This is a genomic window from Psychrobacter sp. GTC18467 (genome assembly GCF_055397455.1).
On the sequence record NZ_AP038920.1, the window covers coordinates 1,868,356 to 1,883,883 of the forward strand.

A 15,528-nucleotide genomic window follows, 5' to 3' on the forward strand; every position below is an offset into this window, starting at 1 on the left:
AACGGAAAATTTATGAGCGCTTATTACCACTGCCTTGGTCGTCATCAAGCAGATGGCACTTGTATTGCCCACTACCAGCCGACTTTGAACGCGCAAGGGACTTGGAATTTGGACGACCAACACATGGCGTCAGCGGCGGGGCTAATCACTCGCGAGCTTGAGCATTTTGCCCCTAGTGAGCATATGCGAATCGCGCGGATTAGCTTTGATATTTTAGGACGAATTCCGCTTAATGACACCACCATTACCACGCGCTTTGTGCGCTCAGGGCGAACCATTGCACTACTTGAGGCGGTGTTAAGCGTTCACGGTCGCGATTGTATTGTCGCTCGGGCTTGGCGGCTGCTCACCCAAGATACCAGTGCCATTTTTGGGATTGAGGATAGCAAATCCGAGTTTGCGCCAAGCGATTTGCCCGAGTGGGGCGAGATGCACCGCTGGCCGGGTGGCTTTATTAAAACGCTAAAGCTGTATTCGGTGCCAAAGCGCCGAGCCGGTCGCGGCATGGTTTGGGTGACCACTGACGTTGACATGGTGGCAGGCGAGCCGACCTCGGATTTGACCGCGCTAATGGGAATGGTGGATACGGCAAATGGCGTTGTTCCGCGATTGGGGCTTGGTCTTGATGACGCCGATTGGATGTTTCCCAATACTGATTTGCAAGTTCATTTATTTCGCGCGCCCATCGGTCGCAACCTTGGCATTGAAGCGGTTCAGCAATTTGGCGACGATGGTATTGGTCTCACCAGCGCCATTTTGCATGACATTCATGGTCCTTTTGGTCGCAGCGAGCAGATTTTAACCGTTCGACCGATGCCAAAGTAGCATTCTATTCAGCGCCTTTTAAACATCTAAAAGTTTTTAAAATTACAAAAATCGCCTTTTGGCTTGAAATATTTTTAGCTGACCTTATTTGTAATCTCAGCGCCGCCGTTATGGGAATAATGGCGCAATTGCGGTAATTTTTAGTTAAAAATTTTAAAAAGGAGCAATCATGAGCGATACGACTCAAGCCGAAAACGCTAACAATCAAGCAGAAAATCAAACCGAAAACGACGTTAAAGAAAACCAAGCCCAACAGCAAAACCAAAGTAGCACATCAGGCAACGCCACTCAGCACAGCTTTGAAGCTGAAGTTGCGCAATTATTGCATTTGGTGACCCACTCCCTGTATTCCAACGCCGATATTTTCGTTCGTGAATTGGTATCAAATGCCTCCGACGCTTGCGACAAGTTACGCTTTGAAGCCAACACCGATGACAGTCTTTATGAAGACGACGGCGAGCTTAAAATTCGCATTGCGGTTGATAAAGATGCCAAAACCATCAGCTTTATTGATAACGGCATTGGCATGACCGAAAGCGAAGCCATCGAAAACTTAGGAACGATTGCCAAGTCAGGAACCAAAGCCTTTTTAGACAAATTATCCGACGCGCAAAAACAAGATGGTCAATTGATTGGTCAATTTGGCGTGGGCTTTTATTCAGGGTTTATCGTGGCTGATACCATCACCGTGGAGTCAAGAAAAGCGGGCGTCCCAAGTGACCAAGGCGTCCGTTGGGTTTCCGATGGCACCGGCGTTTTCACCGTTGAAACCATTGATAAGCCAACTCGCGGAACGACCATCATTTTGCACCTCAAAGACGAGTACAGCGACGAGAGTAACTTTGAAAGCAATTATTTAGACCGCAATAAAATCAAGCAACTGGTTAATAAATACTCTGACCACATCAGCTTGCCGATTCAAATGCGTAAAGAAGTTTGGCAAGAAGATGTTAAAGAGGACGAGGACGACAGCACGCCAAGCGGTCAAATGGTGCTGACCGATGAGTGGGAAACCATCAACAAAGCCAGCGCGCTTTGGACGCGAAGCCCGTCGGACATTAGCGATGACGAGTACATCGACTTTTATAAAAACATCACCTATGACTTTGATGCGCCGCTAACTTGGACGCATAACCGCGTTGAAGGTCGCGTTCAGTACACCCAGTTGCTTTATATCCCGAAAAAAGCACCGATGGACTTGTATGCCCGCGAGCAGCAGCATGGCTTAAAGCTTTACGTCAAGCGCGTATTTATCATGGACGACGCCGACCAGCTGTTGCCGATGTATTTGCGCTTTGTGAAAGGGGTGATTGATTCAGCCGACTTGCCATTGAACGTCAGCCGCGAGTTGCTACAAGAATCACGCGATGTCAAATCTATCCGCGATGGTAACGCCCGCCGCGTGCTAACCTTGCTTGCAAGCCTTGCTAACAGCGAAGATGAAACCAAACAAGAAAAATACCGCGAGTTTTACCGCGAGTTTGGCGACGTCATCAAAGAAGGTCTTGGCGAGGACATGGGTAACCAAGAGCGCATTGCCAAGCTGCTTCGCTACGCCACCAGCACCCATAATGAGGTAACGACCAGCTTTGAAGACTACAAAGGTCGCATGATTGACGGTCAAAAAGCGATTTATTATTTAACTGCGGACAACTTAGCGGCGGCTAAAAATAGCCCGCAGTTGGAACTATTTAAGAAAAAAGGCATCGAAGTCATTTTAATGACCAGCCGCGTTGATGACTGGGCAATGAATTTCTTGACCGAATTTGACGGCACGCCGCTTCAAAATATCGCCAAAGGCGCGGTAGATTTGGGCGACTTGCAAGATGACGCCGAAAAAGCTGAAGCTGAAAAAGCCGAAGAAAATTTAAAGCCAGTCGTTGATAAGCTTAAATCAACCTTAAGCGGTCGCGCCAAAGACGTTCGCGTGTCCACCCGATTGGTCGATAGTCCAGCATGCCTTGTGATCGGTGAGGGTGAATTGTCGCCGCAAATGATTCAAATGCTCAAACAAATGGGTCAAGACGTTCCTGAAGTAAAACCGACGCTTGAGGTGAACCCTGAGCATCCATTGATTAAAAAGCTTGAGTCAAGCGAGCAGTTTGACGACTTAGCGCAAGTCATTTTTGACCAAGCGCTGCTTGCCGATGGTGGTCAACTTGAAGACCCTGCTGCTTATTTAAAACGCGTTAATGAGCTACTCATGAAATGACTTAATAACGCTTAAGCAAAATTATCAATGAATGATAAAAAGGTCTGAATTTCAGACCTTTTTTTGTTGCCGCAGGAACTATTAGGTGTTTTCGTCACAATCCGTTACAATTGCGAAAGATAAGCCATATAAACTAAAAGCTGTCCGTCAACTTAGCAATAACTGCTAATCTTAATAACGGTTGCTTATTAAAATTAGCAGTTATTGCCCAATTAGGGGTCTTAAGTCTTGCCACTATCGTCGCCTAAAACTGTCTCTTTGCACCGCTTTTCATTCAATGTGATTGCCAATATTATTGCGTCGTTATGGATGCTCGTTGGCTCAACGCGCGCCTTTGCTTGGGTGAAGCCGACGCTTTGGCAATTTATTTTATTTGCGCTACTCGCCCTTGCCAGCAACGTGTTGTTTTCTTGGCTGGCGGCGGACGTTGGCAGTATTTTTAACGAGCAAGGCTTGGTCAGCTATTTGATTTGGCCATCGATTATTGTGCTTGGCGGGATTATTTTAGCCGGTCGCGTTGGCAATCAATCAATGGTCTTTGTTCCGGCAATTTTGTGGTTGGTTGCCGATACGTTGTCAGCGCTGTTGCAAAGCGCCGTTCAATTTTTGGGGTCGCATGGTTGGCTGTTTGATTGGAGCTACGCATTTTTACCGATTTTATTTTTGCTGCTGTTTTTATGGCAAACTTTAGCACTTTTATGGATTTTTGCGCGCCGCTTTCGGACGCCGTGGTGGGAGCGTTTAATCGTGCTGATTGGTGCGGTGGCGCTGTTGACCATTTGGCAAAAAAACGTCGCTGACCAGCCGATTTTTAAGCCGGTGGTGGTCACGCCAGTATTAGAAGAGCGCGCTTTTTATGAGCAGCCGTTTTTGTTGCGGCAAGCGTTAAGCCGCGTTGAGGCAAGCACCAATGGCAAGACCGATTGGTACTTTATGGGCGTGGCAGGATTTGCCGAGCAAAACGTTTTTCGCTCCGAAATTGATAAAGTCCGGCAGCTGTTTGATGTCAGATTTGGCACAAAAAATCATTCGCTTGCCTTGATTAACAACACTTACAGTTGGCTTGAAGAGCCGGTTGCCACCAAAACCAGTATTTTAGAGGGCTTAAAAACCATCGGTCAACAGATGAATCCTGACGAAGATGTGCTGTTTTTAACGCTGTCGTCGCATGGCAACGAGGACATCTTTCAGCTTGCCAATCCGCCACTTGATTTGGAAAACCTCGACCCAAAATGGCTCAAAGGCGCGCTTGATGCCGCCGGAATCCGCTGGCGGGTGATTGTGATTTCAGCGTGTTATTCAGGGTCGTTTATTGACGAGCTCATGACCCCAACAACGGTGGTTATTACCGCGTCTGCTACCGATAAAATGTCGTTTGGCTGTACCAACTCGGCGGAAATGACCTATTTTGGGCAAGCCTTTTTTGCCGAAAGTTTGCGCGAAAGTGACAGCTTTGCCCATGCCTTTGAAAATGCCAAACTTCGCGTTCAAGCTCGCGAAAGCGTGATGGGATTTGAGCCGTCTGAGCCGCAAATGGCGGTCGGAAGCCTCATGAAATCCGCGCTTCCTGCCTTTGAAAAGGTCTTGTTTGATAACCGCTATGGCACTGCAAGCGACAATGCCGGCGCTGATTCGCTGACTGCTGATTCGATTGATGACCCTGCCGCCATTAGCAATGAGCCTGCGCTGACCATGAGCAGTGCCGATGAACAAGCCCACTAAATAGTAAAGGAAAAGGGCAGCGGTTGCCGATAGCGTCAATTTACGCTAAGGTCTTAACCGCAATCCATAATAACAACATATCAGGAGCTGATTATGACTTTTTCTTATCCCCATCGCTTATCCGTATCCTCAAAGCTGACCCAAACATCAAGCAACCGCTGCTTTAATGGCGAGCAGCATTATTACCGCCACAACTCAGCCGCCACCAAAACGCCAATGAACTTTAGTATTTATCTGCCGGATGATGCGCTTTCAGGTCAGCGCTGCCCTGCGATTTTGTATTTATCCGGTTTGACTTGCAATGCCGATAACGTCACTCACAAAGCCCATTTTCAAGCGCTTTGTAGCGAGCTTGGGATGATTTTTATTGCCCCTGACACCTCGCCAAGAAGTGATGAAAACAGCGGCATTGACGTTGCCAATGATGAGCGCTATTTTGTTGGTCAAGGGGCAGGATATTACGTTGATGCCACGCAAAAGCCTTGGTCAGCGCATTTTAATATGCAAAGCTATATCGCCGATGAGCTTTATGGTCTGCTTCGTGACGAGTTTCCTATCAGCAGCATTGGCATCATGGGGCACTCGATGGGCGGTCACGGCGCGTTATTATTAGGCTTTAAATTTCCAAGTAAATTTGTCAGCGTTTCGGCGTTGTCACCGGTTTGCGCTGCCAGTGAGTCCGCTTGGGGTCAAGCGGCATTTTTGGAATATTTTGGCGACGATAAAGCACTTTGGGAAACTGCGGATGCCGCCAAAGTTATAGCAGCGTCAGGACAGCAATACGCAAGCATTTTGGTCGACCAAGGCGCGGATGATGAATTTTTTCACGACGGTCAGTTGCTGCCGCAAAAGCTGCAAGAGGCGTGCTTTAAAGCCGGTCAGCCTTTAACACTACGCTACCAAGCCGGATTTGACCACAGCTATTATTTTATTCAAAGTTTTATCAATGACCACATCCAGCATCATTATCAAATGGCTCAGCTTTAAGCCATGTTTACGATTGCAATTTTTTGCTATCATACCCATAACGTAAGTGCTATTCATCTTGCTCATTAAACTTTATGGAAATGTTATGACTGCCAACCGCTCTGTCGCTTCTGATTATCTAATTGCGCCCTCCATTTTATCTGCCGATTTTGCAAGGCTTGGTGAGGAGGTGGCAAACGTCTTGGCGGCAGGGGCGGACGTGGTTCATTTTGATGTCATGGACAACCATTACGTGCCAAATTTGACCTTTGGCAGCATGATTTGCCAAGCGCTTCGTGACTTTGGCATTGACGCGCCGATTGATGTTCATTTGATGGTATCGCCTGTTGATGGCATGATTGAGCAGTTTTTAAAGGCAGGGGCAAGCATCATCACCTTTCACCCTGAGGCAAGTTTGCATATCGACCGCTCTTTGCAGCTGATTAAAGATGGCGGCGCAAAATGTGGTTTGGTGCTTAATCCTGCAACTCCGCTGCATTGCCTTGACCATGTGATGGATAAAGTTGACCAAATCCTACTCATGAGCGTCAACCCCGGTTTTGGTGGTCAGTCGTTTATCCCAAGTACGCTGGATAAGGTTCGCGCGGTTCGCAAACTCATTGACCAAAGCGGTCGTAACATTCGCCTTGAAGTGGATGGCGGCGTAAATGCCAAAAATATCCGCGACATTGCCGAAGCCGGTGCGGATATGTTTGTGGCAGGGTCAGCAATTTTTAATCAAGCCGATTATAAAACCGCTATTGATGCCCTGCGCGCGGAGTTGGCAAAGGTAACTAAATCAGCCACTCAGGCGTAATCAAGGCTGTCGCCTAATTGCGATAGTGTCAACGCATTTTTTAATGAGGTGACTTATGACTGCTCATTTTTCAATCTTAAATAAAGCTGAAAAACCAACGCAAAGCCTTGTTCCTAAAGGCATTACCATTGGGCTTGCGATTTTTGCTTTAATTTTAAGTCTGGCAGGCTATGTTTTTCGCTTGATTGTCGGTGACGATGTGATGGAGGTGTTAACTCATGCTGCCGTTATCGTTCCGGCGTTTGTGATTGGCATTCCGCTGTTTTTTTGGGTCGGCTCGCGAATTGTAAATAAGATTAAAGGGGTAAACATTGCGTCGCGCAATGCCCTAACGCTCGGTTGGCTTACCGCTTGTATTTCCATGCTTTGGCTGATGGGATCGTACAGCTGATTGTGATTGACTGAGGCAAGCTTATGCAAAACTCCTTTAACGTGGCAGCGCTGATTTTCCCAAAAGAGCTGCCAAAGGTCTTATTTATTGCCCTTATTATTGGCTGCCTGCTGCTTGGGCTTGGCGCCTTACGTCACGGCACAGGGTTGCAAGGTTGGCTGAACGTCATTGAAAACTGGCTGCTGATGCTGCTGATTATCCCAACCGCAACAGCAACGGCAGCACTGCCGCTTAAATATCGCGACCCAAGCTTTGATTTGAAGCTGACCTACTATTTGGGCATGTTTGTGGCGTTTTTATTTACCCTTGCCAAGCTGCGCTATTGGCGTTAATGCCAAGCCATAGGTCTTGATGGCTTGCATAATTGTCCTTGAATTTTGAATAAAAAGCATCCATTGTAAGGGTATGACACGATTACCCGTAAAAAAATCGGGACAATAAGGATGACGACAATGCCCTATGACATTGATAAAGAAATTGATTTTGACCTTGAGACTGAACGATTTGCAAAAATGGCGAAAGAAACCACCCTTGAGCTGATAGAAAATGACCAAGGTCAGCTGCTACTTCGGGAAACGGGCAGTAGTGATGACGCTTTAATGACCATTGATTTTTCGGACAAACTAAAAGAGCTGCTTGGTACGGATACCCATGCCATTGGTCAGCATATGATTCAAGCGGCGATTCAAGTGATTATGCAAAAGCAAATCAGCCGCTGGCATGCTCAGGTTTACGACCAAGAGCCAACGCGTTACAGTTAGCTCAATCGTGAAAGCTTTAAAAGTTGACCATAAAAAAGGCTTATCCATCGATAAGCCCTTTTTTTACCCTAAAAAAGCAGTGTTAAACTTACTTGATTTTCGCTTCTTTGAAAATCACGTGCTGGCGAATTTTTGGATCAAATTTTTTGATTTCCATTTTTCCCGGCATGGTACGCTTGTTTTTGGTGGTGGTGTAGTAATAGCCAGTACCAGCAGTTGATACCAATTTAATTTTATCTCTCATGACAATTTCCTTTAAATAATGGCAATCAAGCGCTTGGGCTTAGATTTTTTGACCTTTGGCGCGCAAATCTGCAAGCACTTTATCAATACCTAATTTGTCGATAACGCGCATACCTTTGGTGGACACACGAAGGCGAACAAAGCGGTTTTCAGACTCAACCCAAAAACGGTGGTTTTGAAGGTTTGGCAAAAAGCGACGACGGGTCTTGTTGTTTGCATGCGAAACATTGTTACCCACCATAGGGCGCTTTCCAGTCACTTGACAAACTTTAGACATGGCGAACTCCTAATCTATAAGACGTAAAGCGTTACGTCGGTCTGGGCAAAGCGCGCAATTTTGCGGCATGGACGCAGCACACGATACATTGCACCAAGACGAGCTGAATGAAGGTTGATTTGACCTAAAAGCTGTCACTAAAGGCAGATGACAATCCAAAGGCAATTCAGAAATTTTTAAAGCCGACATTTATACCATAAAAACGCTGATTATTCAAATGTTTTTATTAATCACGCCATAATCCTTGATCGGCTCAAGTCGTCATTATAAAAGCTATGTAATTGATTATTTGACCCAAAAAACAAAGTTTTGGTTGTAACTTAAGACAAAAGTCAGTAAAGTTACTGTTAGAATTTAACTACACTTTGTTATAAAACTATAGTTGCGCGCTGCAATGTCAATTCTACGCCTTACGATAAGGGCGATGCAGTTATTGCTTTTGGAGTCTTAATCATGCCGTTGTTATTACCAACTTCCTCAAAAGTTCTCTTTAAGTTGGGTGCGCTAAGCTTAGCTTTAGTGCTTGCTGGATGCGGAGGTGGCGATGGTACAGACGTCTTAGCGCCAACTCCTGATTTAGGCGTTCAGCCAACCCCAGGCGGAGATGGCACAGGAGCTCCTGTTGAAAAGGTCAACATTTCAAGCATCGCTTTGACCGATACCAATGGCGATGTGACCCGAGTTATTACCTCAGCTGGTGCTAAAGCGACCGTTAGTGTTATTGATGAAAAAGGCAATCCTATCAGTAATGCTATTGTAACCTTTGCTGGTGAAGGGGTAACCTTTGGCTCTACGAATGGTGCGGTGCTGACTAACGAAGCCGGTGAAGCAAGCATTTCTGTTAAACCTATCAACAATTCAGATACAGGTAGCTATCAGCTCACTGCTACAGCAAGTTATAATGACGCCACAGCAGTAACGCCAGCTTATTACTTTACGCTTCAGTCAGTAAATGTGATTCTTGATAATATCCTTATTGCTAGCAGCACTTTGCAATCTGGAAGTAATACTAATATTACTCTCAAGACCAAAGATGCGTTAACCAATAGCTATCAAAATGATGTGACCGTCAACTTTAGCGCTAGCTGTGGATCATTTGATAAAAATAGCGTGGTTTCGAGTAACCAAGGTGACATCATCACCACTTATCAAGCCATTGACCAAGCCGGCAATCTTTGCGAGGGTACACAAACAATAACAATTACTCCTGAAAACGCCCCAAGTGCAAGAAAAACGGTAACGGTTAATATTGCAAGTATTGCTGCAAGCTCAATCGTTTATACCACAGCCAATGAAGTTAAACTAGGCGCGAGCAATAGTGGCTCATCAAGTTCAGGGCAACTAGAGTTTACCGTTTATGCCAACGGTCGCCCTGCGGCAAATAAAGAAGTCATTATCAGTCAGCAGTATGCGCCAACTGACTTTAGCTTTGTTAGCCTAAATAACAAAGCTCCACAAACTGTGAAGAGTGATTCACAAGGTAAGGTGGTGGTTAATCTTTATCCTGGCGTACTGCCAGGACCGGTAGAAATTAAAGCCACCTTAGCGAATGATCCAAACATTTCCGCCTTATCAAAAAATGTCTCTGTCGCAACCGGTCGTGCCACACAAGATGGCGTCAGTATTTCAATGAGTAAAAACGTACTGGCTTATGGCGTTGATGGTGATACCGCTACCATCACCGCGCGTCTGATTGACCGTGTGGGAAATCCTGTTCCAGATGGAACCGTAGTCAGCTTTGTCAGTGAAGGTGGTCGAGTTCAGCCTAACTGTATGACGAAAGGCGGCGTTTGTAGTGTTGAGTTCAGCACTCAAAACCCAAGACCTGTAGACTACCGCGCCTCAGTGATTGCCTATGTGGAAGGCGACAAAAGCTATACTGACGTCAATGGCGACAATAAATATACAGCGGGCGTAGATATCTTAACACGTAATATCGGAGATTTTTTCCGTGATGATAACGAGAATAATCGATATGACAGTGGGTTAGGTGAGTTTGTTTATAAACGTGGTGCTTCAGGAGCAGTTTGTGCTGCTTCATCTTTTAGCCAACCTAATATTGCTGGAACTTGTGACAACCAGTTAGCAGCAACGTTACGCTTTCAATTTGTGATGGGCCTTGCTGAAAATACACCAACCTTTGAGGGTTTGCCAAGTCCTTTTCCTTCAGGAACTGGATTTGTAGCATTTAGAATGTTTGGTAATTCTGAGCGAACGGTTTCGATGGCATCCGGAACGACTATTGCAGTCAGCGCTGTGGACAAAACTGATTATTCGCCTCAAGCGACGTTAAAAAGTAATGTTATATATGTGACAGGTGGTGAGCCTAACAGCTCTGTGGCGGTCAAATCAGGATCTACTTCAGTTTCTGTATCTATTGGGGCAGATGGAACAGGTATGGCTTCAACAGGGTTAACCGATGGGGCGTCATTAACGGTGGAGTATAAAAACGTGACTTGTAAAGCTGAAATAACCAGCGGTTTTGAGACTGTTCCCAATATAGTCAACCTAGGAATAGGTAAAATTCCTAGTGCTCAAGTCAGCTACGGTATTAGTTACGAAGATTGCCGCCGCGGTGACCAAATAAAAATTGTGGTTCAATCACCTGCACCAGACGCGACCAAAACTACGCGAACAATAACCGTATATTAATTTGTCAATTTATTAAAATTATACTAAAAAGCCCTAATCTCAATTAGGGCTTTTTTATTATTTATATCTTATTTTTACTCGATCAAAGCATCATCTCAAGCACAAACTTACTGCCCACAAAGCCCATCGCCAATAAAATAAATGCGTAAATGGTGATATTTGCTGCCCGTTTGCCGCGCCAACCTAAGCGCCAATGACCAAGTAGCAGTACGCCAAACAGCAGCCAAGACAGCACACTAAAGACCGTTTTGTGAGCGATGTGCTGCGCCATCAAATCTTGAACATAAACAAAGCCAAGTCCAAGCGCGATACTGAGCAGCACAAATCCCATCAAAATCATGTCAAACAGCAGGCTTTCCATGCTTTGTAAAGACGGCAGTTTGTTGACCCAAAAGCGGTGAATACTTTGGTGTTTTAATTCGCGGATTTGCAGCCGTAAAAACAGCGCTTGAACCGCTGCCATAAGCAGCACGCAATAAGCGGCAAACGACAGCAAGATATGCGCTTCAAGACCAAGACTGACCTCAGCCATCGGTCGATAGGGCGCACGACCAACAAAGCCAAGCGTTACGCCAATAAGCCCAGTTGGCGCGGCCAGAATCCCTAAGCTTAAAATAGGTCGATATAAGCTGAACAGCACATAAAAAAACACAAACAACAGGCTGATTAAACTTAACACATTAAATAAGTTAAAATTTAGCCCATAAAGCGTAAAAATATGCGGATAAAGGGCAACGGCGTGACCAATCAAAGCGATGGTCAATAATGCCACACTGATGATTTTATTGATGGTCGCGTCCGTCAAAAGCGCCCACAACAGATAGCCACTGACCGCGGCATAAGCCATAACTGCGATTACAAATGCCATAAGCACAGGCAAATCCTCAACCATGAACCGCACCATTGAAAATCAGCTAAAAACTACGGTCTTAGCCGCCTAAATGGTATGATTAGAATAATGCTTCAATTTAGCATAAAATAGCCATTAATTGAGAGTTATTGTTATTCGTCCTTTAAAAAGTAGGCGATAGTTTGATTTTTTAATAAAAATGATTGCTAATTGTCAACGTTACTTCCCTGATTTTAATCAATTTTAAGGCGGGACGCCCCCAATTATCGTATAATAGCGTTATTAAAATTAAAGAGAGCTTGTTATGTTTGATACCTTAACCGAACGTCTATCCTCAAGCCTACGCAATATCGTCGGCACCAGCCAGTTGACCGAGGACAACATCAAAGACACCCTGCGCGAGGTGCGAATGGCGCTGCTTGAGGCGGACGTCGCGCTTCCGGTTACCCGCGACTTTGTGAAGCGCGTCAAAGAACAAGCCCTTGGCGAAGAAGTGCTCAAAGAGCTTGCCCCCGGTCAAGCATTTGTCAAAATCGTTCACGATGAGCTGACCGAAATGATGGGCAGCGCCAACCAAGCGCTTGAAATGACCGGAAAGCCGCCGGTCGTTTATTTGCTGGCAGGGCTGCAAGGGGCAGGTAAAACCACCACGGCAGGGAAGCTTGCTAAATATTTACAAGAGCGGCAAAAGAAAAAAGTCATGCTCGTTTCTGCCGACGTTTATCGCCCTGCGGCAATTCAGCAGCTTGAGCAAGTGGCAAGTCAAGTTAATGCCAAGTTTGTGCCCTCAAGCGTTGATGAAAGCCCGATTGACATTGCCCGCCGCGCCATTGAAGAAGCCAAAATTCAATACCAAGACATTTTGATTATTGATACTGCCGGTCGCTTGCACATCGATGATGTGATGATGGACGAAATCAAAGCGCTGACGGCTGCGGTTAACCCGTCTGAAACCTTATTTGTCGTTGACTCAATGACCGGTCAAGATGCGGCAAATACCGCCAAAGCCTTTAACGATGCGCTGCCATTAACTGGCGTGATTTTAACCAAAACTGACGGTGATGCTCGCGGCGGCGCGGCGTTGTCTGTTCGTGCAATTACTGGCAAGCCCATTAAATTTTTGGGTCGCGGCGAAAAACTAGACGCGCTTGATGTGTTCCACCCTGAGCGTATTGCCCAGCGAATCCTTGGCATGGGCGACGTGTTAAGCTTGGTTGAGGAAGTTGAGCAAAAAATTGACCGCGAAAAAGCCGAAAAAATGGCGAAGAAAATCCAAAAAGGCGGCGAGTTTGACCTAGAGGATTTACTGACCCAATTTCAGCAAATGAAAAATATGGGCGGCATGGCAGGATTTTTGGATAAAATGCCCGGCATGGGCGGCTCAGACATCCAAAGAGCCGTTGAGGAAGCCAAACCTGAAGAAAAAGTCCGCGAGATGGAAGCTTTAATTAACTCAATGACCCCCTTTGAGCGCCGCAATCCTGATAAAATCAACCCAAGCCGCAAGCGCCGAATTGCCGCAGGGTCGGGTCGTGAAATCCAAGACGTCAACCGCTTGCTCAAACAACACAAGCAAATGGCAAAAATGATGAAAATGATTTCTAAACCTGAAGGCATCAGCAAAATGATGAAAGCCATGCAAGGCTTAGCTGGTGGGGCAACGGGCGGCGGCGGTCCGTTATTTGGTGGCAACAATGCTTCTGCTTCTGCTTCAGCGGCAGGCGCTGGCATGAAAGATGTCAATCAAGCTCAGCTTGCCAAACAAATGGGACTTGACCCAAACAACTTGCCAAGTGCGGAGGAGATGCAAAAGCAAATGCAAGCTTTGCAAAACCAAGCACCCAAAAAGTTTAAAACCCGCTTTTAATGGCTGATTTTGAACCACTAAAAAAGCCCCAAGCTAATTTTGGGGCTTTTTTATGGCGCAAAAGTCCGTGTTAACCGTCTTCGTAAACAGGCAAATGCTGCTTAAATTGATAATTTTGCGCCGTGAACAAATCAATGCCGCAATCAAGCTGACTTATCCAGTCTAAAAACAACTGATACATCTCATCGCCTTCAAACCTACAGCCGTGCTGCGGTACCATCATTGATACGTCCAAATCGCGAACCGCATCCGCCCACAGTTTGGTGGCTTTTTTACTTGGCATATAACGGCGGTGAAAGCCTTCCATCTTGCTAATATGCTGCTGAAAATCGCTCACCGCAACGCCTGAATCACCAACAAGGGACGCGCCCATATCACCTGAAAACAAAATCTTACTGATGGGGTCGTAAAATTGAAAATTGCCCACCGAGTGCAAAAAATGCGCCGGAATCGCCACAATACCGCTTTTACCAAGGGGATAAAAGCCGCCGCTATCGGGCATGGTAATCAAGCGCGCTGCCAAGCTTTCTTTGAGCCGACCTTTGGTAAAGGCTGAATTGTAATGCGGCAAAAACCGCTCCCAAATTTTAGGAATCAGCAATTTTGCTTGCTCAACATGAATCAGCCAGCGCGGCATTGAGGCGATAATATCAGGGTCTTGGTGCGAGCCGATGACGTAGCGGATGTTGTTGAGCCGCGTGTGTTTGATGATATTAATCGTTAACGGAGAAAAGGTCAAATCGCCACCAGGGTCAATCACGGCAGCATCATTGCCATCGATGATTAAAAACTGGTTTGATGGGACGCTTTCCTCGTCATGAGGCATAGAAAAAGCCACGCATTTGTGGTGACCATCGTCATATAAAACGTGATGATGCATGAGGCGCTCCGGCAAGTTAAGCGGTTATCCGTAAAAGGGCGGTAAAACCGCTTAGCCTTGCTTATAAATTTTAGTCAACAATAGCAAAACATTATAAAGCATGGGGGATTAAAGTTAAATACCTTTGAAGCTGCTTAAGCCAGAGTCAAATTTCGTGAAATTCTTGGTGATGAAGAAACTGTGAAATCAAGATAATTTTGCCACCAAAAATCAATCAAAATGCTATGATAAGCGCTCTTTTTTAGTTGAAGCTTGGGCGCAAGATATGACCTTTTTAGCCATGGAAACCGTGCTTGATAAATGCTCGGTCGCCATTATTGATGATAAGCAAAACGTATTGGCGGCAGCAACTGAGCTTGGAAAACGCCAACAATCTCAGCAAATCCTACCGATGATTGAGCACTGTTTAACCCAAGCAAACCTCAGCCTAGCCGAAATTTCAGCGCTGATTTTTAATCAAGGTCCTGGCGCCTTTAGCGGTATTCGCATCAATACCGCCGTCACCCAAGCGCTAGCGGTTGCCCATGATTTGCCTTGTGTTGGTGTGTCAAGCTTGCAAGCCATTGCCCAAAGCGCTTTTGAGCAGTTTGGTGTCACCCACGGTTACAGCGCCCTTGATGCGCGGATGCAGCAAGTTTATTTTGGCGAATATCAGCTAGATGCGGCAAGCCAAATTATGGCGCCAGTTATTGAAGAAAACTTAAATCACAATCAACGCGCTGACCAAAAAAATAACCCAGAATTATTTAACGTTGATGGTGAAAAATTACTTGATTACCAATCACCGACCCCGCTTAAGCTACCGACTTTTGGTAATGGCGCGCCGTTTTTAACGTTGCAGCCCGAGCAAGCCATTTTTGAGCAAATCAGCCCTGACGCTATCATTATTGCCAAATTGGGCGCGGCAAAATTTGCGGCAACTGGCGGCGTTAACGCCGAACTTGCCTTACCAAACTACCTTCGCAACCAAGCTTGGAAAACCTTAAAAGAGCAGGGCAAAGCTTAACGATAAAATTTGCAAAAGCTATAAAAATAAAGCCTGATTTTTACCATTCATTTTTTATT

15 protein-coding genes are annotated in these 15,528 nt (G+C 45.8%); 11 read left to right on the forward strand and 4 right to left on the reverse strand.

The window, feature by feature from the left end:
- Positions 1-12: 12 nt before the first annotated feature.
- From ACZ5XY_RS08185 to ACZ5XY_RS08220, 8 genes are all read left to right on the forward strand, one after another.
- Positions 13-825: a thioesterase family protein gene (locus ACZ5XY_RS08185; protein WP_464740656.1), complete on the forward strand. Its 813-nt coding sequence runs from the start codon at positions 13-15 to the stop codon at positions 823-825.
- A 169-nt stretch (positions 826-994) separates the two neighbouring features.
- On the forward strand, positions 995-3,037 hold the full coding sequence (gene htpG, locus ACZ5XY_RS08190; protein ID WP_464740658.1) for a molecular chaperone HtpG: 2,043 nt from the start codon (positions 995-997) through the stop codon (positions 3,035-3,037).
- Positions 3,038-3,265: 228 nt separating this feature from the next.
- Positions 3,266-4,759: a C13 family peptidase gene (locus ACZ5XY_RS08195; RefSeq protein WP_464740660.1), complete on the forward strand. Its 1,494-nt coding sequence runs from the start codon at positions 3,266-3,268 to the stop codon at positions 4,757-4,759.
- A gap of 93 nt (positions 4,760-4,852) precedes the next feature.
- Positions 4,853-5,746: an S-formylglutathione hydrolase gene (fghA, locus tag ACZ5XY_RS08200; protein ID WP_464740662.1), complete on the forward strand. Its 894-nt coding sequence runs from the start codon at positions 4,853-4,855 to the stop codon at positions 5,744-5,746.
- An 85-nt stretch (positions 5,747-5,831) separates the two neighbouring features.
- Entirely contained in the window at positions 5,832-6,542 is a 711-nt protein-coding gene (gene rpe, locus ACZ5XY_RS08205; protein ID WP_464740664.1) for a ribulose-phosphate 3-epimerase, read from the forward strand.
- Positions 6,543-6,597: 55 nt separating this feature from the next.
- Positions 6,598-6,933, forward strand: a complete 336-nt coding sequence (locus ACZ5XY_RS08210) for a hypothetical protein (RefSeq protein ID WP_464740666.1) — start codon at positions 6,598-6,600, stop codon at positions 6,931-6,933.
- A 23-nt stretch (positions 6,934-6,956) separates the two neighbouring features.
- Complete coding sequence (locus ACZ5XY_RS08215) at positions 6,957-7,265, forward strand: hypothetical protein (protein WP_464740668.1); 309 nt, start codon at positions 6,957-6,959, stop codon at positions 7,263-7,265.
- Between the two features lie 120 nt (positions 7,266-7,385).
- Positions 7,386-7,694, forward strand: coding sequence for a hypothetical protein (locus ACZ5XY_RS08220; RefSeq protein ID WP_464740670.1), 309 nt, complete (start codon positions 7,386-7,388; stop codon positions 7,692-7,694).
- Between the two features lie 88 nt (positions 7,695-7,782).
- On the opposite strand, the gene rpmG is transcribed toward ACZ5XY_RS08220, so the two are convergent.
- Entirely contained in the window at positions 7,783-7,938 is a 156-nt protein-coding gene (rpmG, locus tag ACZ5XY_RS08225) for a 50S ribosomal protein L33 (RefSeq protein WP_068037488.1), read from the reverse strand.
- Between the two features lie 39 nt (positions 7,939-7,977).
- A complete protein-coding gene (gene rpmB / locus ACZ5XY_RS08230; protein ID WP_201533190.1) occupies positions 7,978-8,214 on the reverse strand; it encodes a 50S ribosomal protein L28 in 237 nt (78 codons plus the stop codon).
- Positions 8,215-8,667: 453 nt separating this feature from the next.
- On the opposite strand from rpmB, the gene ACZ5XY_RS08235 reads away from it, so the two are divergent.
- A complete protein-coding gene (locus tag ACZ5XY_RS08235; RefSeq protein WP_464740672.1) occupies positions 8,668-10,866 on the forward strand; it encodes an Ig-like domain-containing protein in 2,199 nt (732 codons plus the stop codon).
- 82 nt (positions 10,867-10,948) lie between these two features.
- Here the strand turns inward: ACZ5XY_RS08235 and ACZ5XY_RS08240 are convergent, their stop codons facing one another.
- On the reverse strand, positions 10,949-11,740 hold the full coding sequence (locus ACZ5XY_RS08240) for a cytochrome C assembly family protein (protein WP_464743829.1): 792 nt from the start codon (positions 11,738-11,740) through the stop codon (positions 10,949-10,951).
- 280 nt (positions 11,741-12,020) lie between these two features.
- Between ACZ5XY_RS08240 and ffh the strand changes: the two genes are divergently transcribed.
- Positions 12,021-13,583 (forward strand): signal recognition particle protein, encoded by a 1,563-nt coding sequence (ffh, locus tag ACZ5XY_RS08245; protein WP_464740674.1) that lies wholly within the window; start codon positions 12,021-12,023, stop codon positions 13,581-13,583.
- Between the two features lie 70 nt (positions 13,584-13,653).
- On the opposite strand, the gene ACZ5XY_RS08250 is transcribed toward ffh, so the two are convergent.
- Entirely contained in the window at positions 13,654-14,463 is an 810-nt protein-coding gene (locus ACZ5XY_RS08250) for an oxygen-binding di-iron domain-containing protein (protein ID WP_464740676.1), read from the reverse strand.
- A 265-nt stretch (positions 14,464-14,728) separates the two neighbouring features.
- Between ACZ5XY_RS08250 and tsaB the strand changes: the two genes are divergently transcribed.
- The gene (gene tsaB / locus ACZ5XY_RS08255; protein ID WP_464740678.1) at positions 14,729-15,469 is read left to right on the forward strand and encodes a tRNA (adenosine(37)-N6)-threonylcarbamoyltransferase complex dimerization subunit type 1 TsaB; all 741 of its coding nucleotides are present in this window, start codon (positions 14,729-14,731) and stop codon (positions 15,467-15,469) included.
- The last annotated feature ends 59 nt before the right edge of the window (positions 15,470-15,528 follow it).